The following is a 23,628-nucleotide window of genomic DNA, read 5'->3' as shown; positions in this document are numbered from 1 at the left end:
AAGCTTTGAGAAGAAGGCCGACATGAAACGCGTCTGCGCAGTGATTCTTTTGATATGGTCTGTTCTTGGGGCCGGATGGGCCATAGCACAGACTGACCAGAGCAGAAAGGCATACCCCGGCAAGCCTTTAATCGTCGGCTTTTCCACCTCTTCCCTCGATGTCGCGAAACGAGAGAATCCCCGGTGGCTGAAAAGCTACATTGATTTCTGGGATCTTGTGGCGCAGGAATTGAAGCGACCCTACGTCTTTAAGGCGATGCCCTTTAATGAGATTCTCAAAGCGCTTCAAGAAGGGGCTATCGACATCACAGCTGTTCCAATAATCGTCTCCGTTTCGCGCGAGGAACAATTCGATCTCTCCACACCTCTAGGTTCAGGACAGGTAGGTATAGCAATGCGATACCGGGTCTGGGACCATCCATGGTTGTCACTCATCCAAATTTTCCTTTCGTGGACTACCGTGAAGGTGGTGCTCATCCTGCTGGCAGCCCTTGTCGTGATCGGCGCCATCGCGTGGCTGATCGAGAGAAAGGAGAATGAGGAGTACTTCGGGCAGGGTGCTCTGAGAGGGATCGGAACAGGCATTTTTTGGGCAGGTTCTACGCTGGCATCAGGCATATGCTTGGGCATCAGCATGAAAACAGGCCTGGGGCGCATCCTGGGTTTATTCTGGATGGTCGTCTGTGTTATTACGTTTGGCGCGGTCATCGCGTCGCTCACCTTCTACCTGAGCAGTCAGCACTATTCAGGCTGGGTAATCGACACCGCCCGCTTGAAAGGGATGCACATCGGCGTATTCAGCACCTCGGTTCAGGTCCAGATGCTGGAAAAAATGGGAATTCGATATACCGCCTGCGAAAACACCGATGAATGCATAGGTGCCCTCACGCGCGGAAAGATCGACGGCTTCCTCTATGATGAGGGTTATCTGCGCTATCTTTCTGAAACTCGCTACCGGGGGAAACTCTCCGTGTACGAGACAGAGTTGAAACCGTACAGGAGAGCCTTTGCAATGCCCAAGGACAGCCCTCTGCGCAAGCCATTTAACGTGGCGCTCTTGAGGATCGCCGAACGTCCGATGGGCGAGGGGGTCATTAACCAACTTGACTTGAGCCAGTACCTCAAGACGGGGACGCTCAATCCGATGGAAGAAAAGAGACGATATGGAGCCGGACGTGGAAAACGGTAGTTCACAGAGGCTCTCTTACCGCATGAAAAAGGGCAGTCGTCATCTTCTTTTGTTGAAGGCGATTATGACGGTCCTTTTCTTCGTGGGAACGACAGGCCTGGTTTGGGCAACAGGACTACCCATCGCACACGAAAATCCCCCGGAGAAACCATTGGTGGTTGCAATCCAGCTTGATCAAACTTACACCAGTAAAGACAAGCAGGGGAATTGGACCGGACCGATGGTAGACTTCTGGAAGCTTATTGCGATGTATTTGAAGAGACCCTACGTCTTTCGGGAGATGCCCTTAAACAGCATCATAAGCGCCCTTGAAGAAAGCACGATCGACGTGGCAGCTATGACTACCTTCATCAATGCGGAGAGGGAAGAACGGTTCGATTTCTCCACAGCACTGGGCGAGGGACACCACGCGGTCGTGACAGTCTATCAGCCGACACATGAGCATCCGTGGCTTGCTGCCGTCTCAGTCTTTTTTACTACGGGGACTCTCACGGTGATTCTCATACTCATGGCTATGCTTTTCTTGCTGGGCGTCTCGATCTGGCTCATAGAGAAGAAAAACAATCCCGGAGACTTTGGCCCCACCAGGAGCAGAGGCATCGCTGCCGGCATTTACTGGGCCGGCTCAACCCTGGCCTCGGGTTTGTGTTTCGGTATTTATCCGAGGACGCTGCCGGGCCGCATCCTCGCCTTGACGTGGATGATAACCTGTGGACTTGCGTTGAGCGCGGTCATAGCGTCGCTCACGCACTCACTCACTGACCAGATGCAGCAGATGCAAGTGCTGGAGGATGAAGACATTCGCTACATGCATCTGGGAGTCAAGAAAGGATCGGTTCAGGTGGATATGCTGAAAGAGGCAGGCGGCTATTACACTCTTTTCGATACTGATGAGGAGGCACTCAACGCAGTGCTGACGGGTCAGGTCGATGGGTATCTCTGTTTTGAGACGAGAGCGATCTATTATGCGAATCATGATTACAGCGGCAGAATCTCTGTCTACCCCACAAAATTGAGGACTCATCTTTACGCTCTTTCGATGCCGAAGCAGAGCCCGTTACGCAAACCTATAAACCTTGCCATACTGAGGCTCACCGACGATGGCGTATGGGAATCCCTCCTGGATCGCTACGGACTGGAGAGACCCTCGATACAGCAAGGGCTCGCGTCCAGGAAGGCAGCCAACAAGTAGCATCAGATTGCGCGCCACATATTTCAGCGTCAGGCGTTTGCTGCTTTAATCAATTTTTGTATCTGCTCTTCCCCTGATTTTTTTTCTTTTGGGTCAAGCTTCGCTAGCTGCAGCGCCTTTGTGGGACACGTGTCGACGCAGGGCGGCGAATCCTTGTTCAAGTCCAGCTGATTCAGGCACAGGTCGCACTTCTGCATCTTTCCGTCTTTTCCGAATTGCGGCGCACCGAACGCACACTCTTTTTCGCAGGTTCTGCATCCGATACACTTACCTCTATCAGCGACAACGATACCATCCTCCGGCCTTTTCTGTATCGCCTGTACCGGGCAAGCCTTGACGCAGGCCGGATCAGCACAGTGCATGCATGACACAGACGCTGATGCGAGTTTCACGTCAGGATAGCGGCCTGTCCAGATCTTGTAAACCCTTCTCCATCTGACCCCTAAGTCTCCGTCTCGCCACTCCTTACACGCTACCTCGCACCCAAAACACTGCGTACATTTATCCTTCGCAAAAGAAAAGGCGTATTCGTTCGGCATGATCACTTCTCCTTTCTTTAACTACATTTTGGTTATCTGAACCAGCGTCTGGCTCGACATAGCGGTCACTACAGGGTCGAATGCCTTCTTTGCGTCGACGCTGTACATGATGTTCACGTTTGCCCCACCGTCCAGCAAAGGGAAATCTTCAAATCCCAGTTCTTTACAACCTTGCCACCATCCGTGGAGAACCATTACCGTATCAGGGCGAATACCGGGAAAGAACTCCGCTTTAACTTTCATCCAGCCGTGCGGCGACTCCACGCGTACCCAGTCACCATCCTTTATCCCCCGCTCTCTCGCGGCGTCGGGATGAATATGAAGAGCAGGATATGGCTGAATCTCTCTCAAGTAGGGAACGTTCCTCTGCCATGAAGCAGTGTAGACATTGGACGTATGGTAATCTGAGAGGATCAGGGGATACTTCTTGGTCAACTCCGGTGTACCGGTTATGCTCTCAGGGGGCTCTTTCCATTCAGGGAGCGGGCTGTAGCCAGCTTCCTTGAAGGACGTGTTGTAGATCGCAACCTTTGCCTGCGGCAGAAAAGGCGCTTTCGAAATCCGCGGGCTCTTCCGCTTGAACACCGTTTCGTAGTTTTCATATTTTCTCGGGAGCATCTCATACTTAATACCGGTCGGCTGCTTGCGAAGATCGTCGATCGTCATATTGAGAGGCTTCAATTGATCGTTCATCGACGCTGTCATGCTGCCACCCCAGAAATCGTCGCCGTAGCCCATCTTAACACCGAGGTCACAGAAAAACTCAAAGATCGATTTGTAGTCGGCAAGCGGCTCGATCACTCTGTTGCGCGCAATGATCCAGTTGCCTCTCACCTCGAATGGATGATCGATCTCGTAGGGAGTTGCGAGCGGTACCACGATGTCCGCATAGGGCATATCAGCCGTCCGCGCCACATCGGCGATCACGTAGAACTCAAGTTTTTTGAGCGCCTCTACCACTCGTTTTCCACCGCGCGTACTGACAAGCGCCTGTGAGCCCGGAGCAATAATGGCGCGTATTGGGTACGGTTTTTCTGTGAGCACGCTATCGAAGAGTCCGAAGTAGGCAGATGATGTGCCTTCGACGAAAGGCTGAAAGGGTCTGGGAAATTCAGGATAGACCAGCTTGTCCACCCATGCCTGCGTGTATCGTTCGGGCAGGTTGACGGCCTTAAGCCTGGGCATTGTGCTCGCGGCGCCGAATATGTTTCCGCCGGGCCTGTCGAGGTGGCCAGTGATCGCTATCAGGATCGCTACTGCCCTGATCGCGTCATTTGAAGACGGCACATGCTCGACGCCATTACCCAGATCGATGCCTGCACGTTTTGTCGTGGCAAAGAGTCGCGCGATCTCTGTAATGCGTGCAGCCGGTATTCCGGTGATCATTTCAGCCCACGCAGGTGGATATTTCTGCACGTGCTCTTTCAGTTCATCGTATCCGTAACACCATTGATCCACGAACGGCTTGTCGATCAGACTTTCATTGACTACGACATGAAGCATGGCAAGAGCGAGAGCCGCGTCTGTTCCGGGCCTGATCGGTACCCATTGGTCTGCGAGTCCCACATCAGGTTCCATAGAGGGTTTGATCGCGATGAGTTTTGCGCCACGTATTTTCGCATTCACATAGGCCTTAGCGCCATCCTGTGCGGGCGCAGAATAGATGGGCTGTTTACCCCAGATGAGCACGAGATCGCTGTTTGCGTAGTCAACCGCTCTCGGCCAATCTCCGACCGTGTAATGGAAACCGAAAGACATCTGCATCGCGCATATGCCGCTGTGTCCGTAGTTCGGGCTTCCATGGGCTATCAGGAACCGCTGGATGTAGTCGCTGTATGTGCGCCTGGCGGGAGAGAGCGAGCCGAGCGATTCGGGCCCGTACTTTTCCTTCTGCTTCTTTAGCGTCTCTGCAATGATGGTTATGGCCTCGTCCCAGGTAATCCTCTGGAATTTGCCCTCGCCTTTCTTCCCTACCCTCTTCATCGGGTATTTAAGTCTTTCAGGCGAATAGACCCACTGCGGCGCTGCCTGGCCCTTCGGACAGACTGCGCCTGCGTTTACCGGCGACTCCTTCATGCCCGCGACCTTGGTGAACCGGCCGTTCTTCGTGAAGGCATAGACCCCGCAGTTCGCGGCAGGCCCGCACATGGCGCAAATAGTCGGTACAACCGTTGCCCCGTCCTTGGCTGCGGCAGCCATGGCCTCGTCAAGGGTGAAGGATTGAAACGGGAATTTGCCGATGGCAGCACCGGCAATTCCCAGTCCTGCCGCTTTAAGAAATGTTCGCCGATCCAGCGAGAAGCGCGACTCCGTTTTCCCTTTGCTCATCATTTCCTCCCTTGTACTAGATACGACCGTCCGCCGAGGCGGACTAGGAAGATCACTCATTTTATTCGTTAGGACGACCGCCCTGGCGGGCTAGGAAGACCGGCACGCCTTTGGTGTACCTGGGAAGCCCAAGACTTTGTTTTTCAGCGTTATCTTCCCTCCGCTCTAAGCCCATTGTAGCATGAGTGCGCTGCTTTGCAAGATAGATTTTCCGCTTTCTTCCATCGCCCTGGCCCTCCAGGTCCCCGATGCGGGGGGAAGCGGTCGTCCGAGTCCGCCCCTAGCGGACGGACGTCCTACGTCGTCTTCTTTCTCATGCGCCGCCCTCCCCCATGCTTCTGAATGAAGACGTAAAATACGGGGACGAACGGTATCGCGAGCAGTGTTGAAGAAAGCATACCCCCGAAGACCACCGTACCGATCGCGCGCTGCCCGGCTGCGCCTGCGCCCGTGGCAAAGAGTAGAGGCACCACACCGAAGATAAAGGCGAGTGAAGTCATGACAATGGGACGGAATCTGCGGCTCGTCGCTTCGATAGCCGCTTCTGCGGCGCTCATGCCCTCACGTTGCAGGTCACGCGCGAACTCCACGATCAGTATGGCGTTCTTGCATGCGAGTGCGATCATGAGGACCAGCCCGATCTGCGTGTACAGGTTATTGTCGTAGCTTCGAAAAATGAGAGCGAGCAGCACGCCGACAAGAGCCATGGGCACAGCAAAAATAACCGCTGCCGGCGATGTCCAGCTCTCGTAGAGCGCCGCCAAGACCATGAAGACGAGCGTGACTGCCAGCGCGTAAATGAAATATGCCTGATGGCCCACCTTCTTCTCCTGGTAACTGGTGGTCGTCCAGTCAAAGCCCATTCCCTGAGGCAGAGTACCAGCCGCCAGTTTCTCCATAGTCGCGAGAGCCTCGCCCGAGCTGTGTCCAGGAGCAGCGGAGCCGAAAATAGCAGCAGCAGGATAGAGGTTGTAACGGGTGATCAATTCCGGGCCCTGCATGCGCTTGACTTCAAGAAGGCTCCCCAGGGGAACCATCTCATTCTGTATATTCCGGGTGTAGAGATTCTTTATATCCTCCACCCTTCCGCGGTACGGGTAATTGGCCTGGATATAGACCTGGTATATCTGATTGAATTTGTTGAAGAGGTTAACAAAAGACGAGCCGAGATAGCCCCGAAGGGTCTCAAACACGTTGGTAATCGGCACCTGAAGGGATTCGCTTTTTGTTCTGTCTATGTCCAGGTACAGCTGAGGGCTGTGGGCGTTGAACGTAGTGGCCAGACCTTGAAGAAGGGGGTCAGAATTACCCGCCTTGACCAGCTGATTGGTTGCCTCTTCCAGCGCCTCAAGATCATTGCCGGTTCGGTCCTCGACCATCATCTGAAAGCCCCCTGACTGCCCGAGACCCCTGATGGCCGGCGGAACCACGACAAAGCCTATGGCGTCCTGGACGCGGGAAAGATCGCGGTTGATGTTGGCGACGATCTTCTCCTGTGTCAACGCGGAGCCCCTTTTCTTCCAGTCTTCGTATACAACAAACACGGTGACAATATTCGGCACATTCGCCGAGTCGAGAAAAGAATAGCCTCCGACCGTCACCCACGCCGAGATACCGGCTGTCTTTTTCAATACTGCGTCGATCTCGTCGGATACCTCGCGCGCGCGAGAGAGCGATGCACCATCCGGCAGTTTGGCGAAAAGAAGGCCGTACCCCTGGTCTTCCGTAGGCAAAAAACCGGTCGGTCGCCGCACAAACTCCCAGCCGGTGAGAGCGATGACCACAATAAAGACGATAACCATGAGCCCGGCATGCTCCACCATGAGCCGGACCAGGCCCATATACGGCCTTTTCATGGCTTCGTACACTCTGTTAAAGCCCCGGTAAAACCAGTTGGGCTCTTTCTGCTTTCTCTGCCGGAGCCACAAGGCACACTGTGCAGGTTTCAATGTCATCGCATTGATCGCACTGATCACGGCTGTCGCAGCAATTACCAGGGCGAACTGGCGGAAGATTTGTCCGGTAATGCCCGGCAGGAAAGCAGCGGGCAGGAACACGGAGACCAGCGCCAGCGTAATGCCCATAATCGGGCCCGTAAGCTCCTGCATGGCTTTGATTGCCGCCTCCGTCGGCGGCAAGCCCTGCTCTATGTAATGTACGCTGTTCTCCACAATGACAATCGCATCGTCGACAACAATACCGATAGAGAGAACCAGTGCAAAAAGGGTCATGAGGTTGATGGTGAAGCCGAGCGCGATCATCGCCCCGAAGGCTCCGATGATAGTCACAGGTACCGTGGTCGCGGGCACAAGAAGGGCACGGAAGTTCTGCAGGAAGATCATTATCACCACGAGTACAAGAATGGCCGCCAGAAAGAGCGTTTCATACACTTTCGACACCGACTGCCGCACAAAGGTGGTGGTGTCGAAGTGGATGGCATGCTTCATGCCCTCAGGGAATTTTCTAGCCATCTCGTCTACGGCCTTGTAAACACTATCGGCTACCTCGATAGAATTTGCCTCCGGCAGAGCCCAGACGACAAGCTGAGCGGAGCGGAGGCCCTTGAGATTTGCATAGTTCGCATAGCTCTGCTGCCCGAGATCGACTCTCGCTATATCGCGGATGCGCACGATCTGAGCGCTCGGCCCGGTATTACTCTTCACAATGATATTTTCGAATTCATTCTCGTCAGACAGCCTTCCCAGGCTGTTGATCGTAAACTGGAAGGGCTGGCCTGCAGGCATGGGCGGCGCGCCGAGCTGGCCGGAAACCACCTGGAAGTTCTGATTGGAGATGGCGGTCAAAACGTCCGTGGTTGTCAGATTGAACTGCTTGAGCCTGTTGGGATCAAGCCAGACCCGCATGCTGTACTGGCCCGCGCCAAAGACTCTAACCTGCCCTACTCCGGGAATCCGTGACAAGGGATATTGCATATTGATAAGGCCGTAGTTGGAGAGAAAAGCTTCGTCGAACCGGTCGTCATCGGAATACATGCTGACCAGTAACAGAATATTAGTTGAGACTTTTCTTACATTGACGCCCTGGACCTGAGCGCCGCTGGGGAGCAAAGCGGTCGAGCTGTTTACCAGGTTCTGCACGAGTGCAAGGGACTTGTCAAGGTCAGTCCCCACATCGAAGCTGATGGTGAGCGTATAGGAGCCGTCACTTGAGCTGGTGGATGACATATATATCATGCGCTCCACACCGTTAACTGCCTGTTCGAGCGGCACGCCGATTGTTGCTGCCACAACCGCGGCGCTCGCGCCCGGATATCTCGATGTCACCTGAATTGTGGGAGGCGTGATCGGGGGATATTGCTCAACAGGCAGACGGGAGTAGCTGATAGCGCCGATGATGATCGTGATAGCAGCGAGAACGTTGGCAAGGATGGGACGTTCGATGAAAAACTTTGATATGTTCATCGATTGCCGGTAGGGGCGCTGGTAGATTTTGAATTGCTGGAGGTGGCCGCGGGAGAGTCTCGCAGCTCCTGTTTCAGGGGAGTTACTGTACGGCCGGGAACAGCCTTCTGGAGTCCCTTTATCACGACCCAGTCTTTGTTCGTAATGCCCTCATCAATCACGCGGAACTGCCCCTCAAGATGACCCGTCTTTACACCTCGTCTCTCTACCACATTCGATTGGTTCACAACTATCAGGAACGTGCCGCGCTGATCATTGCCCACCGCATCTTGCGGGACGAGCGCGGCTACTCTCGTTTTCACGGGGACGCGGATGGAGGCGTAAACACCGGGGACGATCTCCCCGTCGGGGTTCTCGAAGATCCCTCTCAATTGCAGGGTCCCTGTTGTTGAAGTAATTGCGATCGACGCAAAGTCAAGAACGCCGCGGTGAGAGTAATCCTTTTCGTTGAGGACGCTCATGAAGACCGGCCATTTCTGCGACTCCACTTTTCTCGCGCTCCACTTCGCCTCTTTCGTAAGCCGGGCGAGATCGGAATCGCTGATCGTAAAGTAGACATAGATGGGATTGATCTTGTTGAGCGACACAAGCACCGTGTTCTCCCCCGATCCCACGAGATTACCCGGGTCAACGAGCCTGCGGTCTATGCGGCCGTCAAACGGCGCTCTTACTTCCGTGTAGTCAAGGTTGAGCTTCGCAAGATCACGGCTGGCCTCGGCGTTCGCCAGGTTCGCGCGGGCCGCATCCCTCTGGAAGCGCCAGTTGTCCACGTCCGATTGAGCCGCTGCCTTTCGCTGGAACAACTCGGTGTACCGAATGAATTGCGCCGAAGCGTACTCGAGCTGCGCCTTCTGCAGCGCGATTGCGGCTTCCGCCTGCCGTAAGCTGTCCTTGTACGTATTCTGCTGTATGACGAAAAGCAGTTGATTTTCACTCACGAATTGTCCGTCCTGGAAAAGAACCTTCTCCAGATAACCCGCCACACGGGCGCGCAACTGCACGGTCATGATGGCCTGCGTACTGCCTGTTAATTCGAGATAATCGGTGACCGAACGTTCAAGCGGCTGCGCAACTGTCACTTGAGGTGGAGGCGGCGGACCGGCTTTGGGATTCTCGTGGCAAGCCGCTAAGGCGAGGGTTAAGAGAATGAGCAGAAGGTACACCCCTCGCCTAAATCTCAAATTCCAAGCACCAAATTCCAAACAATATCTAATCAGCCCAAATATTAATGACGTCAAGTACGGACGCCTCTGTTTTGAATATTGGAATTTTGACATTGTTTGGAATTTAGACATTGTGATTTGTAATTTGCTCCTTTCTCACCAGTCCGGGCTTCGGATCAAGGATCGGGGTTCTTCCGATGCAGGCGGCATGTAGGCTGCCGGCTCCAGCAAATTTCCCCAGTTCGTGCGCTTCGTCATCGCTTCTTTTATCTCAGGAGGCACGAGATCCATCCCTTCCCTGATCTGCCAGCCGCCTCCGAGACCCCGGTAAATGGCCACCAGATTACTTGCAACGCTTCCCAGGTTACTCACAAACGTATCCTGTGCGCTCAGCAGAGACTGCTCGCTGGTTATCACCGTGGTAAAGTCGGTGATCCCTCCGCGATATTGCTCAACAGCGAGATCGAGCGCCTGTCGTGCGGCATCGGTGCTCTCTGCAAGCATCTCCGCCCGCTCCTGCGATTTCAGAAACCCTACCAGTCCGTCTTCCACATTCTGCTGCGCCTGAAGCACAACGTTCTGGTACGCCGTGAGAAGCTCCTGAAACTTCGCGTCCTGCAACCGTACGTTATTCGTGAACCGGCCGTAGTTAAAAAGATTCCATGTGAACCCAGGACCCGCAACGACATTTCTGCTGTGCCAGTTCACCATGTCGGCCAGTGTCGAGTTGCCTAAGTCCGTTGAGATGAGACTGAACGTTCCTGTCAGTGAGAAAGCAGGATAGAGGTCGGCCTTGGCCACACCGATCTGTGAAGCTTGAGCCATCGCCTGGTATTCTGCCCTGCGCACGTCGGGCCGCCGCCGCAGTAGATCCGCAGGGATCCCCAGCGCTACCTGCGGAGGAGGAACGGGTATCCCCGGAGAGCCAGCCAGGATCTCTGCGAGGCCCCCCGGCGGAAGGCCGAGCAACGTGCTGACAGCATGCTTCGTCTGTTCGAGCTGTATCTGGAGGGCGGGCACAGCGGCCTCCGTATTCATGAGGATCGTCTTCGCTTGCTGAACGTCCCTCTGCGAGGCTGTACCGTATGTGTACTTGGCTTCGGCTAATTCAAGGTTCTCACGTTGGATAACACTGTTTTCCTTCGCTATGTCGATCCTTTTTTCGAGCGTCTTTATCGCGATATAGTTGGTTGCCACATCCGAAACAAGGCTCACCAGCGTATTGTCGTAATCGGCAACGCTCGCAAGCAATGTCGCGTCAGCCGATTCAATAGCCCTCCTGAACCTTCCCCAGAAATCAATCTCCCACGAGGCTGTCACACCGATCTGATCCTGCCAGTAGCTCTCGAGCTGGCTCGAGAAGGCGGCGAGCGTGGAATGCTCACTCAATCGATTGTACTGAAGCGACCCGATACCCTGCTGCGTCTGGGGATAGAGTGAACCGACGGCAATCCCGAGCTGCGCACGGGCTTCGAGCACTCTGATACCGGCCACCCTCAGAGGCAGGTTCTGCCGGTACGCCGTGTCGATGAGCCGGTCGAGCACAGGATCATTGAATACCTTCCACCACGAGCGATAATCTGCAGGCTCATTCGTAAGACGTTTGTCGCCGGCCTCTATCCAGTTCGGCAACACGGCTGTCTCAGGCCGCGTATAGTTCGGCCCTACCTTAGCACATCCGACCATCAACAGCAGAATCAGCAGAAAGAGGGCTCTATTCATCCACATTTCAAAATTTCTCTCTTCGCCGAGTGCAACGAACAGCGGAATACTTGAGCAAATCTATATCGCGCGGCGGGGGGTGTCAACACAATTCTCGGACTCTCGATTCATAAAAACCGGATATATCTTGACACTCCGAGTCCCCTTCTGGTAACGTTGCAGGTACATCACAGCTAACTACTCCGAGGAGCAAGACCCCTCGTTATGCAGCAAGGTTCCTGTCAGCTCTGTGGAAAGCCCGTACTCCCTCTCCGGACATTCGAGAAAATAGCATCGATTGCAAAAGAGAAAGGCATGGCCGAGCGTGTCTTCCGGCTCCTCTGCCCTGCGTGCAGACGGCAAAGATTCGCCCGAGAATTGCTGGGTGAACGACTTGAGCCGATTGAACCGGTCAGGCACGCGGCGAAGCGCAGACAGGATGCAATTGAGACGGTGAAACAGGACCACCTGCGCGGAACAACAGCCTACAAGACTGAATGTTTCATCTGCAACCAGGGATGCGATGCGCGTGTCCACGTGAAAGATGGAAGCGTAGTGCTCGTAGAGGGCGATACGAGCTCGCCCGTGACGAAAGGCACGCTCTGCGCCAAAGGCCTTGCATCAAAGGGCATACTCTATCATCCCGATCGCCTGCTCTACCCCATGAAGAGAGCAGGAGAGCGTGGCGAAGGCAAATGGGAAAGAATCTCCTGGGACGAAGCGTACGATAGCATCGTCAAGAACTTGAGGTCGGTTGAAAAGACGTATGGCCCTAACAGCGTCCTGCTCGCCACAGGCACAAACCGCGGATGGGTCGGTTACTTCTCGCGCTTTGCCAACGCATACGGCAAACAGTGTATGGGGCCGGGCATCGCCCAGTGCTGGTTCCCGAGAATGACCGCGGGCATACTCACGCTTGGAACCCCTGCGCTCGAGAATCCCTACTACGAAGGCTCGAAGTGCCTCCTCGTATGGGGTGTCAATCCCACAGCGACGTGGCCGGTCAAAGCTGTAGGCATGATGGATGCACGCTCGCAGGGAGCCAAGATGATTGTAGTGGACCCTCTGCTCTGTGAGACAGCCTCAAAAGCAGATCTGTGGCTCCAGCTACGGCCCGGGACCGATGCAGCTCTCGCTCTCGGCATGCTCCACGTCATTATCGAAGAGGGGCTCTACGACAGGAAATTTGTTGAGCGCTGGTGCTCCGGATGGGATCAGTTTAAAAAACGGGTAAGCGAGTATCCTCCGGAACGAGTGGCGCAGATCACGTGGGTCCCAGAGCATCTCATCAGGGAAGCGGCCAGGTTGTACGCGACGACAAAGCCGGCTTCAATCACGGAGTGTCTCTCCATAGATCAAAACGCCGATACCATCTCCACAACGCGCGCCCTCACCATTCTCGCTGCCATCACCGGCAACATCGACGTGCCTGGCGGCAACGTGATCAGCATGCCGAAAAAACTGCACGGAAGGAAGGCAGAATCAGGCCTTGACTATTTGACCAGAGAACATCACGAAAAACGACTGGGCAGCAAAGAATATCCGTTACTCGCTGGCGAAGCGTGCGTCATGCCGTCGCCCTCCGCCCACAACCATACTGTCTGGCAAGCAGTGCTGACCGGCAAACCGTACCCGGTGCGTGCAGTCTATTGCCACGGTAATAACATGCTGGTTGCGTATCCCAACACGCCCATGGTCGCTGAAGCCTTGATGAGCCTCGATTTCTTTGTGGTGGCTGATCTCTTCATGACGGAAACCGCACGCATTGCAGACATCCTGCTCCCCTGCGGAAGCTGGATGGAACGAGGCGGCGTCGCGTGCCACGATCAGACTTCCTTCAACGGAATCCACCTTCAGCAGAAAGTTGTGCAGTTGGGCGAGTGCCGCACCGATTACACGGTTCTGAATGAGCTTGCCGCGAAGCTCGGCTTTGGCGAGCGCATGTTCCCGAGCGACGATGCCTACTTCGATTTCCTCCTTCAACCTTCGGGAGTGACGTATCAGGAGTTCAAAAAGAAAGGTCGCATCACCATTCCTGACGCGTTCAAGAAATACGAGGCAAAGGGCTTCAATACGCCTTCCGGAAAAGTCCAGCTGTATGATCCTCGCCTGGAGGAGATGGGTTTTGATCCCCTGCCCGGCTTTCGCGAGCCCACGGAAAGTCCCGTAAGCACCCCGGAACTCGCCCGGGAATATCCCCTGATATTCACTACGGGCGGCAGGGCTCCTGTTTTCCGTCATTCAGAGCTCCGCAACATACCTGCATTGCGGGAGATTGTGCCGGAGCTGCTCGCAACCATTAATCCGGAAACAGCGCGCCGGCTCAGCATCGCTGACGGGGACGCGATCATCATCGAATCGCCGCGAGGGCAGATGGAGGCAAGGGCATCTCTTACCGAAGGCATAGACCCGAGAGTGATCCAGGTAGCGAGCCATTGGCCGGGCAAGAACAATGTGAATCTGCTGACCGACAACAAAACCTGCGCGCCGATCATAGGAAGCGCTCAACTCCGCTGCCAGCTATGCAGGATACGCAGGAAAGAAGAAGGGCCTCTTGGATAGCATCCTTCTCATCGATCTCGACAACTGTGTTCGCTGTCACGCGTGCGAGGTTGCCTGTCGTGAAGAGCACGGGCTGGCTTTTGAAGGAGGCCCCAGATGGTGCCGGATTGAAACCATAGGACCGAGAAAAGCCGGGGATCGGCTTTATCTGGATTTCGTCCCCGTGATGTGTTTCCACTGCGATAATCCGGTGTGTGCTGCGCTCTGCCCGGTTGATGCCATAGCCAAGCAGGAAGACGGTACTGTGCTGGTCGACGAGGAGGCATGCACCGGCTGCCAACTCTGTGTCTATGGGTGCCCCTATGGCGCCATGGCTTACAACAACACAACACGTGCGGCGGGCCACTGCGACCTCTGCGCACTGCGCCGATCAGCAGGCCTGGAGCCTTCCTGCGTGCAGCATTGCATAGGCGGGGCCTTGCAGTGGGTGACACCGGAAGAGCTTGCCTCGATAACAAAAGGAGAGCATGTGCTCATGCTGGGGCGGGCGTGTTACGTATCAAGTAAATGGAAGCTGGCGCTGCCGGACTTGAGCAGTATATAGCTGCATATAGCTGCTGTCTGGGCAGCGCTTAAAAAAGGGGGATGAGGATGAAAAAGGGACTTAGAGTAGCCGCGTGTGTCCTAATTGCCGTCGTTTTGTTTGGCAGCCTTGCGTTTGGCCAAGGCGCAAAAACAGCCGCAGCACCCTCGGGCGAGCCGATAAAAATCGGCGGTTCTCTGCCGTTGACAGGTTTGGCATCCGAGCAGGCCAAACTTATCAAGGCCGGGTACGAGTACTGGGCCGAAGATATTAACGCAAGGGGAGGTCTTCTCGGGCGTCCCGTCAAGCTGATAATGTATGACGATGAGAGCAGCGCCGACAAGGCGGTGACCTATTATGAGCGCGCCATTACGATTGACAAAGTGGACCTTCTGTTCGGCGGCTACCCCGGGCCTACAGATGTTGCGCTCATGCCTCTTGCTGAGAAATACGGCAAGGTATTTATCGGGCAGGGCGGTCACATGAAGTCCTTCGAACAGGGGTACACCTACAGCTTTGCAAGCCCTCCGCTGATGAGCGAATGGACGGTCATCGCTGTGGCAGGAGTGCTGGAAGATCTGATCCCCAAAGCGCAGTGGCCCAAGAGCGCAGCCGTGTTCTCAATGAACAATGTCATCGGCGTTTCTACACGGCCCACGGTTGTCCAGTGGCTCGAAAAGAATGGCATCAAAGTCGTCGTGGACGAGGTCTACAACCTGCCGCTTTCCGATGCGAACCCGCTCATCAGCAAAGCCAAGGGAAGAAACGCAGAAATCATGTTCTGTTTCAGCTTTTTTGATGATGGCGTCATGCTGACACGGTCAGCAAAGGCAATGAATTATAACCCTAAGATGATTATGCACCTGATCGCGTCGACCATACCTGCCTGGATGAAGGAAATGGGGCCTGATGGCAACAATGTAGTCGCAAACATGTGGTGGTGCTCGCGTCTTCCATTTCCCGGCAACGACGCGATCAACGCAGGCGCGAAAGCGAAGCTCGGGCTTCCGTCCGCTCCCACCTATTTCGGCCTTGGCTACTGCTGGATGAAAACCCTGGAACTCGCTGTGCAGGGCGCGGGTACGCTGGATCAAAAAACAATCCGCGATTATATGAGAAGCCACACGTTCGATCTGCCGTACATGAAAGGAGTCAAATTCGACAAGGCCGGCCTGCCGCCCGCATTTAACTACATGATCCAGATGACCAACGGGCAGATTGAGCTCATCTGGCCTAAGAGCGTGGCCACCACGAAGTTTGTCTACCCGCGGCCGAATTGGAGCAAGTAAAGAAGATCGCGGCGCAGTAGTATCAATCATTCTTTGGAGGAGGCATTACTCATGTTCGGCAGGAACTGGAAGACGTCTGAGCTGAAGTACAAAGTGCTGGTGGAGCGCAACGTGAAAATTCCCATGCGCGACGGCGTGGAGCTGAACGCTGATATTTTCAGGCCGGACAGCAACGAGAAGTTTCCCGCTGTCTTGGGATTTCATCCTTACGACCAGGTGGCTCAAACAGCACCGATAACCAAAAACTCGCTCTCCACAAACTTTTTCAAACTTCCGGGGCAGGAAAAGGGTAATGCATTCATTGAAGCGGGCGATCCCAACGCCTACGTGCGGAGGGGATACGTATACGTGATCGCAAGTATCCGTGGCACGGGTAAATCAGGGGGAGAGTATCCTTTTCTCGACGAACCAGAGGCTCAGGATGGCTATGATGTCATCGAATGGATCGCCCGTCAGGCTTGGTGTACCGGCAATGTAGGCATGTTCGGCGTCTCTTACTTCGGATGGATTCAGCAGTACATAGCAGCCTTGAACCCTCCTCACTTGAAATGCTTCTTCGGGCCGTGGGCAGCCACGGACTGCTACCGCGATTTCGTGTACCGCGGCGGCGTACTGGGACACGGGTTCTGCAGGATGTGGGCGCTTGGGTCACTTTACAATTGCAGGGTCGGAAAATCGAAGGCGAAACCCGAGGAGATCAAGAGCCTTCTTCAGGACGAAGATATCCAGGGCGTGCCCGAGCTCATTCAGATCTTGAGAAATCCTGACATGCTGACGCACCCCCTCGTTATCGACATTCTCAGGCATCCCTTCGATGGACCGTACTGGGACGTGCGAAAGGTCAAGTGCGAAAACATCAAGGTGCCTGGCTACATCGGTTGCTGCTGGGGCATGTACGGGCTTCACTTGAACGGAGCATTCCGCAGCTTCGAAAACCTGAACGTGCCAAAGAAAATGATCATCGCGCCACCCGCCTACCTGGATCGCCCGCTCTACCAACTGCAATACGAATCGCTGCGCTGGTTTGACCATTGGCTCAAAGACATGGAAACGGGCATCATGGACGAGGCGCCGATCCGGCTCTTTGTTATGGGGTCGAATGACTGGAAAGAAGCTAAGGAATGGCCATTGCCCGAAACAAAATGGACACCTTTCTTCCTGCACGAAAACGGATTGCTCCATGAGCACTTGCCGCATGACGACGAAGGCTCAGACACATTCAACGATTCCCCGTGGGGGCGCGGCTACCTGGAGTATTCCACGCCGAAGCTGGTTGAGAACACGGAAGTGATAGGACCGATCGTGCTCAACCTGTATGCTTCGAGCACAGACCCTGAAGTCTTCTGGTTTATAAGCCTGCGGGAAGTCGATGCGCAAGACAATGAAAGAATACTTACCAGGGGCTGGCTCAGAGGCTCTCATCGCGAAGTCGACCCTGAAAGATCAAAGGCCTGGGCGCCTTATCATCCCCACACCAAGTCGGAACCGCTGGTTCCAGGCAAAATCTACGAGTTCAAAATACCCATCGTACCCACCGGCAATCTTTTCAAGGCTGGCTCAAGGGTAAAACTCAGGGTCAGCTGCAGTGACGATCAGCCGAAAAACCCTTTGGAAATGATTGCAAGTGGAAGCCTTGTACGCCAGTCTCCGTCCCGCCTCAGAGTTTACCATGATGCGGAGCATTCTTCGGTGCTGTTCCTTCCGATCACGAGAGGGAACATTATTGAAACGTTCATCTCCGGTGGTGGACCTTACGTTTAGGCAGAATTGGTATTAGTTAAAGTTCGTAAATGGCGATAATAACAGTATGACAAAACGTGAAGTCTTGATGCTGATACTGATATTTCTTCTGAGCTTACTCTTCCTGTCATCGTCTGGCTGGCACTCTCCTCTCGCCGCGCAAGACACCATCAAGGTTGAACAGGACAAAGACAAGACTGTCTATACGATAGGCTCAGATAACAGTAACAGAGACGCACAGGAAAGAGATAAGGAACGGGCATGGGATATGCTCAGAAACATGCCTGTCATGATAGATGGACGGGGTGTTCAGCCCCCTCAGCCGCCAAGGCCAACTCCGTACACGCAACCAGCGCCTGTCAGGTGACCAGAGGCATTGCACGGGCTCTCCGGGCTGCTGTTTGAATTCTTTCCAACCTTTGTAGTAAGCTCCATCCGCAAAGATTTATGACCAGACAAAAATCGAACATCGTTCTCATAGGCATGCCGGGTTCGGGCAAGAGTACGGTAGGTGTACTACTCGCGAAACGCACGTCTCATGGGTTTATCGACACGGACGTTCTTGTTCAGACAGCCCGGGGCCGCTCGTTGCAGGGGATAGTCGACACTGACGGCTACATGGCCCTGCGCCGGATAGAGCAGGAGATTCTACTCAGCCTTGACTGCCGCAATCACGTTATCGCCACGGGTGGCAGCGCCGTATACAGCCCGGCGGCGATGGAGCATCTGAAACTGGAAGGACTGGTTTTCTTTCTCGAAACAGACCTTACCACGCTGGTATCGCGAGTTCGCGATTTTGAAACAAGGGGACTCGCCAAGCGGCAGGATCAGACTCTCGCCGACCTCTATACAGAACGCAGCCCTTTGTACGAAAAGTACGCTGATGTCATTGTATCTTGCGCGAACCTGACGCACGAAGAGGTCTGCGCACGTATTATGGAGGAGTTGAGGAGGTATACAGAAGAATGAGTAGACAGCAGAATGCCGGTGCCGAGAATACATTGAACGGCACCGAGGGCAAGATATTCCAGCTCGCGAAGCCTTATCTTACCGTACGAAATAACGAGTATCACACGCGCTCTGCAATAACCTTTGCACTGAGACTGCTTGAGATCGTAGGAGGCGACCGAGATATCGTCATCCCTGCCGTTATACTCCACGACACAGGGTATGACTCACTCTCTGAGGAGCTTATCTCACGTGCCTGGGGTCCGCAAAAGGAAAGGCATATCACGCGAATGCACGAACAGGAGGGCGCAAAGATAGCGGCAAGCGTTCTCAGGGATGTAGATTACGACCCATCGAAAACAGCTGAAATTCTCCAGATCATAGACGGCCACGATACCCGGCATGCTGCTCTGTCGATCAACGATCAGATCGTAAGAGATGCGGACAAGCTGACGCGATACGCGAAGGATCTTGCATCCTGGGTACCCTTCTTCAGTTCCACACCCCTGGAAGGCGCTGCCAGACTCGAGCGCCTCGTCGACGAGTGGTTTTTTCTGCCGGTATCCAAGGAGATTGCAAGGGCAGAATTGGCACAGCGCAGGCTGGAAGCAGGCCAATAACGTCAGCCGCCCTCATTAATGTAACGGCAAACCAGTCTGTTACTTCGCGCCGCGGGGAAGGATTGCTATCTCGCTGTAATCGCCCACTGCTCTGGACTTCGTATTGTCAGCATCGGTCAGAATCCCGATTCCGATGGCCTTCGGGTGCTTATCGTTTCCGAAGAAGTGCTGATAATCTGAGAGTACATCCCGCTCCTCGGTGATCCATTCGTTAGCCTGGCCCCGGCCGCTCCGGATAACAATCATCTTGGCTCCGCTTGAATAAGGAGAATTGAAGGCTGTGCTCACGGGCAACGTATCACTCCAAATGTATTTGAGGGCTTTAACAAAAGGCAGACCGCTGAGAACAACGTACACGCCGAGCACGCTGTCGTTCCCTTTTTTCACCTGCTCATTTGATCCCTCGGGAAAGATGACCGCTCTCCATTGCCACCGCATTATCGGGTAATCTCCCATATCCCATTTCTTCTCGTAACTGATCTGTACCGACAATCCGCGTGCGTCAGCACGCAGAAATTTCTTCTGATTCTCAGCCTGAACAGAATATACCTTGACTCCTTCTTCGTCGTCTCTGGCACGCCATCCTGAGGGAAATTTCCCCACCTCGTCCTGTTCGAAGGTTATGCGAAAGGGCGGCTGGGCAAAAAGGGTTTGCGCAAAAAAGAGCAGAACGCTCAGGGTAACCATTAAGATCTTCATGGGCACATCGTAACGCATTCTATTGCCTGACGGCAAGCCCTGGAAGCCATTCCGACTGTTGTCGCGCGTCTTTGCCTTGCCGTCCCCAATTTACTATAATGTTGGAAAGCAGACAAAGCTTAAGGAGGTGCACCGTGCATTCGATCTGCAGGGCCTCAATTATCGCCGTTCTTTTCTTGCTTCTCGCTCTTTCGCAAAGCAATGCAGTTCCTCCTTCCGATCGGATGTCGCTCTACTTTTCACGGGAGCACGGCGGCCTGGAAGAGATACTTGTCTCTCTCCACGCAGAAGCTCAAAAAGGGGGGTATATCTGGCTTGTGACCTCATCTATCACCCACCCCGCGCTGGCGAAGGCCTTGATCGATGCGAAGCAACGTGGGGTCGACGTTCGAATGATAGGTGACCGGAGAAAGCTGGAAACCAAGCGAGACCAGGTGGCAATGTACAATCTCAAACTGCACGGCATCCCTATAAAGATCAATCGCTTTTCCGGCGCGCTTCGCCTGGAGGCAAGCATGGTGAACGACGAGTACCTGGTGGTCGGGAGCTATGATTACGGTTCGACCGAGACGCGTACCCCTCTGGGCACCATAGTGGATGAAGAGAATCTCCTGGTCATTCCCGCCGGCGTCGACAAACGTATTCTGGAGCAATACAAAAACGCATTTGAGAGAATGTGGAACGATTCTAAGTCCTACGAAGAGCTGAAGTAGCGCGAACAGTCCTCAAGAGGTATCCCGATGCAGAGAGAAACGATTGAAACCGACGTCTTGTGCATAGGCGGCGGCATTGCAGGCCTCATGGCCGCCATTCGCGCCCGCGAATCGGGCGCGCGAGTGATCGTGGCTGAAAAAGGTGCGACGAAATACAGCGGTGCAGGACGCATCGGCAACGACCACTTCTGGTGCTACATACCCGAGTACCACGGTCCCGACATCAACGCATTCATCAAAGAATGCATGATCACGCAGCTCGGCAACATGACATCGAATCTCGGGCCGAGAGTGGTGCGCACGTGGCTCGAGCATTCGTTCGAGATAGTCAAGCTCTGGGACAGCTGGGGTATCCCCATGAAACATGACGGGGAGTGGCACTTCTCAGGCCACTCGTTTCCCGGGAGGGTCATGACGCATCTCAAGTACAAGGGCGCAAATCAGAAGTCTGTCCTGCTCGAGCAGGCTGTAAAGAAGGGCGCCCGCATCATGGATAGAGTTATGGTATTTGATCTGCTCGGCGGACCCGAAGCTGTCACCGGTGCGCTTGCGGCGGATACCAGGCACGATCGCCTCATTGAGTTCCGGGCAAAGAGTGTGATCCTCGGAACCGGCTCCACCATACGCCTTTATCCAGGGCTCACTCCCGAGGTTATGGGCAATAATCAGCGCCCTTTCACAGAGACAGGGGACGGGCGGGCCATGGCGTGCCGCGCCGGTGCCGACCTGGTCAATGTTGAGCTTTTCAGCAGGCATGCGGGCGTCAAGAATTACTGCCGGAGCGGCCAGGGCACCTGGGCAGGCGTCTGCAGAGACCCACAAGGAAAGCCCATTGGCAAGTATCTGCAGGAACCGGATATTAGGTTCGGCGACATCATCATAGAGGTGGACAAGCAGATATTCGAGCGCTACCAGCAGACAGGCAGAGGGCCGGTCTACATGGATTGTACGGGCTTGTCCGAGGGTGATTTCGCCTATCTCAGGCAGGCCCTCATCAACGAAGGGAACATCGGGCTTCTCGAACACCTCAGGGAAGAGGGTGTCGACCTGCGAAAGAATGCAATCGAGTTCTCCACGTACGAGCTGCGCTACCTGGGCCGGATCTGGACTAATGAAAGGACAGAGACGGGCACACCAGGACTCTTCACCGCGGGCGATGAGTCCACCTTCAGCATCTCTGGTGCGGCGGTCTTCGGCTGGCTCAGCGGGGAATACGCGTGCCAATACGCCGCCCAGCATCCTTCAGCCCTTGCACAACCCGAGCAGAACGCAATCAACGAAAAGATAGACTCAACAGCAAACTTGATCACCCAACTGCAGACCAGGCAACGTGGACACGACTGGCGTGATGCAAACCTCGCGCTGCAGCACACGCTGGCAGATTATGCCGGGTCGATAAAATCAGAGGCGACGCTGGCTGCCGGTCTCGCGCACCTGAGAAGGCTTCGCAAGAAGCTTGACGAGACTCTCCTGGCGAGAAACCGCTGGGAATTGATCCGCTGCCTGGAGGTCCGCAATCTGTATGATCTTGGCGAACTGGTCTTCGTCGCAGCCCTTGAAAGAAAAGAATCGAGAGGCATGTTCCAGAGAAGTGATTATCCCTACACAGACCCGCTATATAACAACAAGGTGCTCACAGTGAAGCACATTGAAGGCAACCCCCATGTCGCGTGGAAGGACATACCCAGTTAGACTTTTATCTGCTGCAGAGCCTGCGTCATGCGGTCGAGTACCTCAGCCAATCTTCTTCTGGTGCAAGCGAAGTTAAGCCTCACGAATCCTTCGCCTCCCTTTCCGTACTCAGTTCCATCGTTGAACGCCACTTTTGCCTCTCCGAGAAAAAAGTCGAAGGGGTTACCGGGAATACCGCTCTGCCTGCAATCCAGCCAGGCGAGATAGGTTGCTTCCATCCTCTTCATGCGCAGGCCGGGAAGCTTCTCCCTCACGAACTGCATCAGAAAATCTCTATTCCCCTCCAGGTAAGAGATTACCTGGTCGAGCCATTCCTGCCCGTCCCTGTATGCTGCGAGAGCAGCTGTAAACCCCATGATATTCACGTGAGGTATCAGCCCCTGGCTTCCCGAGACCCACATCCCGCGCAGGGCCTCGTTCCTGATAATTGCAAAGGCGCACCCGAGGCCCGGCACGTTGAACGTTTTGCTGGGAGCCATGAGCGTCACGGTTCTCTCCTCCACCTCGCGGCCAAGCGTTGCAATGGGTGTGTGCCGAAACCCCGGAAAGACGAGGTCGCAATGAATCTCATCCGAACAGATGAGCACATTGTGGCGCAGGCAGATGTGGGCAAGCCTCTCGAGTTCTTCCCTGGTAAAGACGCGGCCCACCGGATTGTGAGGATTGCACAGAATAAATATCTTCGTGCGATCCGTGATCGACTCTTCAAATGCGTCGAAATCGATTCCGTAGGTATCATTCTTTTCGATCAGCGGCGGATCAATCACATTGCGGCCGCGAAGGAGAGGATCACGCATAAAATGAGAGTAGACGGGTGGCTGGACAAGAACGGCATCCTGCTGTCCTGCGAAGACCTGAAAGGCAAGGTTGAGCCCCGATACCACACCGGGCAGGTAGACAATATCCTCTTCTCTGGTCTCCCAGCCATAAAGACGTTTCAGCCGTTCCTGGATGATAAGAGTAAGATCACGCGGAGCACGCGTGTAGCCGAACACACCGTGATCAACTCTCGTACGAAGCGCGTCAATGACGGGTTGCGGCGAAACAAAGTCCATGTCTGCCACCCACAGAGGGATGACATCATCGCCGTATTTCTGCCATTTGTAGCTATCACTGCCTTTGCGCCCTGTCTCGTGGTCGAAATCGTATTTCATCGTTGAGATCCTTACTCCATCTTCTTTTCGTTCCTGTCACGTGGTTGAATTCTATCACAGTTTCTTCTTTGATGATTTTACAAATTAGTGCGGGAGCGAGGAACACACATTTCTCACGGGTATCATCTTGACAAACCAGGAAACAGAAATAAAT

The 23,628-nt window shown here is 54.5% G+C and carries 18 protein-coding genes; 11 read left to right on the top strand and 7 right to left on the bottom strand.

What is annotated here, in order from left to right; genetic code table 11:
• Window positions 1–22 precede the first annotated feature (22 nt).
• Window positions 23–1,189, top strand: coding sequence for a transporter substrate-binding domain-containing protein (locus VMT71_12390; GenBank protein HVN24764.1), 1,167 nt, complete (start codon window positions 23–25; stop codon window positions 1,187–1,189).
• A gap of 22 nt (window positions 1,190–1,211) precedes the next feature.
• Window positions 1,212–2,381 carry a transporter substrate-binding domain-containing protein gene (locus VMT71_12385; GenBank protein HVN24763.1) on the top strand — a complete coding sequence of 390 codons (1,170 nt, stop codon included), beginning with the start codon at window positions 1,212–1,214 and terminating at the stop codon, window positions 2,379–2,381.
• Window positions 2,382–2,410: 29 nt separating this feature from the next.
• Here VMT71_12385 and VMT71_12380 read toward each other — a convergent pair whose 3' ends face one another.
• The 5 genes from VMT71_12380 to VMT71_12360 form a co-directional block, all read right to left on the bottom strand.
• Complete coding sequence (locus tag VMT71_12380) at window positions 2,411–2,920, bottom strand: 4Fe-4S dicluster domain-containing protein (GenBank protein HVN24762.1); 510 nt, start codon at window positions 2,918–2,920, stop codon at window positions 2,411–2,413.
• 21 nt (window positions 2,921–2,941) lie between these two features.
• Window positions 2,942–5,248 carry a molybdopterin-dependent oxidoreductase gene (locus VMT71_12375; protein ID HVN24761.1) on the bottom strand — a complete coding sequence of 769 codons (2,307 nt, stop codon included), beginning with the start codon at window positions 5,246–5,248 and terminating at the stop codon, window positions 2,942–2,944.
• 296 nt (window positions 5,249–5,544) lie between these two features.
• On the bottom strand, window positions 5,545–8,670 hold the full coding sequence (locus tag VMT71_12370; GenBank protein ID HVN24760.1) for an efflux RND transporter permease subunit: 3,126 nt from the start codon (window positions 8,668–8,670) through the stop codon (window positions 5,545–5,547).
• The gene (locus tag VMT71_12365) at window positions 8,667–9,833 is read right to left on the bottom strand and encodes an efflux RND transporter periplasmic adaptor subunit (GenBank protein ID HVN24759.1); all 1,167 of its coding nucleotides are present in this window, start codon (window positions 9,831–9,833) and stop codon (window positions 8,667–8,669) included. The genes VMT71_12370 and VMT71_12365 overlap by 4 nt, the downstream gene beginning before the upstream one ends.
• A gap of 156 nt (window positions 9,834–9,989) precedes the next feature.
• Window positions 9,990–11,561 carry an efflux transporter outer membrane subunit gene (locus VMT71_12360; GenBank protein HVN24758.1) on the bottom strand — a complete coding sequence of 524 codons (1,572 nt, stop codon included), beginning with the start codon at window positions 11,559–11,561 and terminating at the stop codon, window positions 9,990–9,992.
• Window positions 11,562–11,849: 288 nt separating this feature from the next.
• Between VMT71_12360 and VMT71_12355 the strand changes: the two genes are divergently transcribed.
• The 7 genes from VMT71_12355 (at window position 11,850) to VMT71_12325 (ending at window position 19,216) form a co-directional block, all read left to right on the top strand.
• The gene (locus VMT71_12355; GenBank protein HVN24757.1) at window positions 11,850–14,096 is read left to right on the top strand and encodes a molybdopterin-dependent oxidoreductase; all 2,247 of its coding nucleotides are present in this window, start codon (window positions 11,850–11,852) and stop codon (window positions 14,094–14,096) included.
• On the top strand, window positions 14,089–14,640 hold the full coding sequence (locus VMT71_12350) for a 4Fe-4S dicluster domain-containing protein (protein HVN24756.1): 552 nt from the start codon (window positions 14,089–14,091) through the stop codon (window positions 14,638–14,640). The genes VMT71_12355 and VMT71_12350 overlap by 8 nt, the downstream gene beginning before the upstream one ends.
• A 47-nt stretch (window positions 14,641–14,687) precedes the next feature.
• Window positions 14,688–15,908, top strand: a complete 1,221-nt coding sequence (locus tag VMT71_12345; GenBank protein ID HVN24755.1) for an amino acid ABC transporter substrate-binding protein — start codon at window positions 14,688–14,690, stop codon at window positions 15,906–15,908.
• 51 nt (window positions 15,909–15,959) lie between these two features.
• On the top strand, window positions 15,960–17,669 hold the full coding sequence (locus VMT71_12340) for a CocE/NonD family hydrolase (protein ID HVN24754.1): 1,710 nt from the start codon (window positions 15,960–15,962) through the stop codon (window positions 17,667–17,669).
• A gap of 67 nt (window positions 17,670–17,736) precedes the next feature.
• Window positions 17,737–18,015 carry a hypothetical protein gene (locus tag VMT71_12335; GenBank protein ID HVN24753.1) on the top strand — a complete coding sequence of 93 codons (279 nt, stop codon included), beginning with the start codon at window positions 17,737–17,739 and terminating at the stop codon, window positions 18,013–18,015.
• 80 nt (window positions 18,016–18,095) lie between these two features.
• Window positions 18,096–18,617, top strand: a complete 522-nt coding sequence (locus tag VMT71_12330) for a shikimate kinase (GenBank protein ID HVN24752.1) — start codon at window positions 18,096–18,098, stop codon at window positions 18,615–18,617.
• Entirely contained in the window at window positions 18,614–19,216 is a 603-nt protein-coding gene (locus VMT71_12325; protein HVN24751.1) for an HD domain-containing protein, read from the top strand. The genes VMT71_12330 and VMT71_12325 overlap by 4 nt, the downstream gene beginning before the upstream one ends.
• Window positions 19,217–19,255: 39 nt before the next feature.
• On the opposite strand, the gene VMT71_12320 is transcribed toward VMT71_12325, so the two are convergent.
• A complete protein-coding gene (locus tag VMT71_12320) occupies window positions 19,256–19,915 on the bottom strand; it encodes a DUF3047 domain-containing protein (protein ID HVN24750.1) in 660 nt (219 codons plus the stop codon).
• Window positions 19,916–20,049: 134 nt separating this feature from the next.
• Between VMT71_12320 and VMT71_12315 the strand changes: the two genes are divergently transcribed.
• Together VMT71_12315 and VMT71_12310 are read left to right on the top strand one after the other, a co-directional pair.
• Window positions 20,050–20,628: a phospholipase D-like domain-containing protein gene (locus VMT71_12315; GenBank protein HVN24749.1), complete on the top strand. Its 579-nt coding sequence runs from the start codon at window positions 20,050–20,052 to the stop codon at window positions 20,626–20,628.
• A gap of 27 nt (window positions 20,629–20,655) precedes the next feature.
• Window positions 20,656–22,320 (top strand): FAD-binding protein, encoded by a 1,665-nt coding sequence (locus tag VMT71_12310; GenBank protein HVN24748.1) that lies wholly within the window; start codon window positions 20,656–20,658, stop codon window positions 22,318–22,320.
• On the opposite strand, the gene VMT71_12305 is transcribed toward VMT71_12310, so the two are convergent.
• Window positions 22,317–23,474, bottom strand: coding sequence for a PatB family C-S lyase (locus tag VMT71_12305; GenBank protein ID HVN24747.1), 1,158 nt, complete (start codon window positions 23,472–23,474; stop codon window positions 22,317–22,319). The two genes, VMT71_12310 and VMT71_12305, sit on opposite strands and share 4 nt — an antisense overlap.
• Between the last annotated feature and the right edge of the window lie 154 nt (window positions 23,475–23,628).

Source organism: Syntrophorhabdales bacterium (genome assembly GCA_035541455.1).
GTDB lineage: Bacteria > Desulfobacterota > Syntrophorhabdia > Syntrophorhabdales > WCHB1-27 > JADGQN01.
This window is presented reverse-complemented; position numbering and strand designations above follow the sequence as displayed.

Bases quoted from the DNA above. Each gene is read 5' to 3' on its own strand.
- VMT71_12390 (HVN24764.1), top strand. From the start codon at position 23: ATGAAACGCGTCTGCGCAGTGATTCTTTTGATATGGTCTGTTCTTGGG.
- VMT71_12385 (HVN24763.1), top strand. From the start codon at position 1,212: ATGAAAAAGGGCAGTCGTCATCTTCTTTTGTTGAAGGCGATTATGACG.
- VMT71_12380 (HVN24762.1), bottom strand. From the start codon at position 2,920: ATGCCGAACGAATACGCCTTTTCTTTTGCGAAGGATAAATGTACGCAG.
- VMT71_12375 (HVN24761.1), bottom strand. From the start codon at position 5,248: ATGAGCAAAGGGAAAACGGAGTCGCGCTTCTCGCTGGATCGGCGAACA.
- VMT71_12370 (HVN24760.1), bottom strand. From the start codon at position 8,670: ATGAACATATCAAAGTTTTTCATCGAACGTCCCATCCTTGCCAACGTT.
- VMT71_12360 (HVN24758.1), bottom strand. From the start codon at position 11,561: ATGTGGATGAATAGAGCCCTCTTTCTGCTGATTCTGCTGTTGATGGTC.
- VMT71_12355 (HVN24757.1), top strand. From the start codon at position 11,850: ATGGCCGAGCGTGTCTTCCGGCTCCTCTGCCCTGCGTGCAGACGGCAA.
- VMT71_12345 (HVN24755.1), top strand. From the start codon at position 14,688: ATGAAAAAGGGACTTAGAGTAGCCGCGTGTGTCCTAATTGCCGTCGTT.
- VMT71_12340 (HVN24754.1), top strand. From the start codon at position 15,960: ATGTTCGGCAGGAACTGGAAGACGTCTGAGCTGAAGTACAAAGTGCTG.
- VMT71_12335 (HVN24753.1), top strand. From the start codon at position 17,737: ATGCTGATACTGATATTTCTTCTGAGCTTACTCTTCCTGTCATCGTCT.
- VMT71_12330 (HVN24752.1), top strand. From the start codon at position 18,096: ATGACCAGACAAAAATCGAACATCGTTCTCATAGGCATGCCGGGTTCG.
- VMT71_12325 (HVN24751.1), top strand. From the start codon at position 18,614: ATGAGTAGACAGCAGAATGCCGGTGCCGAGAATACATTGAACGGCACC.
- VMT71_12320 (HVN24750.1), bottom strand. From the start codon at position 19,915: ATGAAGATCTTAATGGTTACCCTGAGCGTTCTGCTCTTTTTTGCGCAA.
- VMT71_12310 (HVN24748.1), top strand. From the start codon at position 20,656: ATGCAGAGAGAAACGATTGAAACCGACGTCTTGTGCATAGGCGGCGGC.
- VMT71_12305 (HVN24747.1), bottom strand. From the start codon at position 23,474: ATGAAATACGATTTCGACCACGAGACAGGGCGCAAAGGCAGTGATAGC.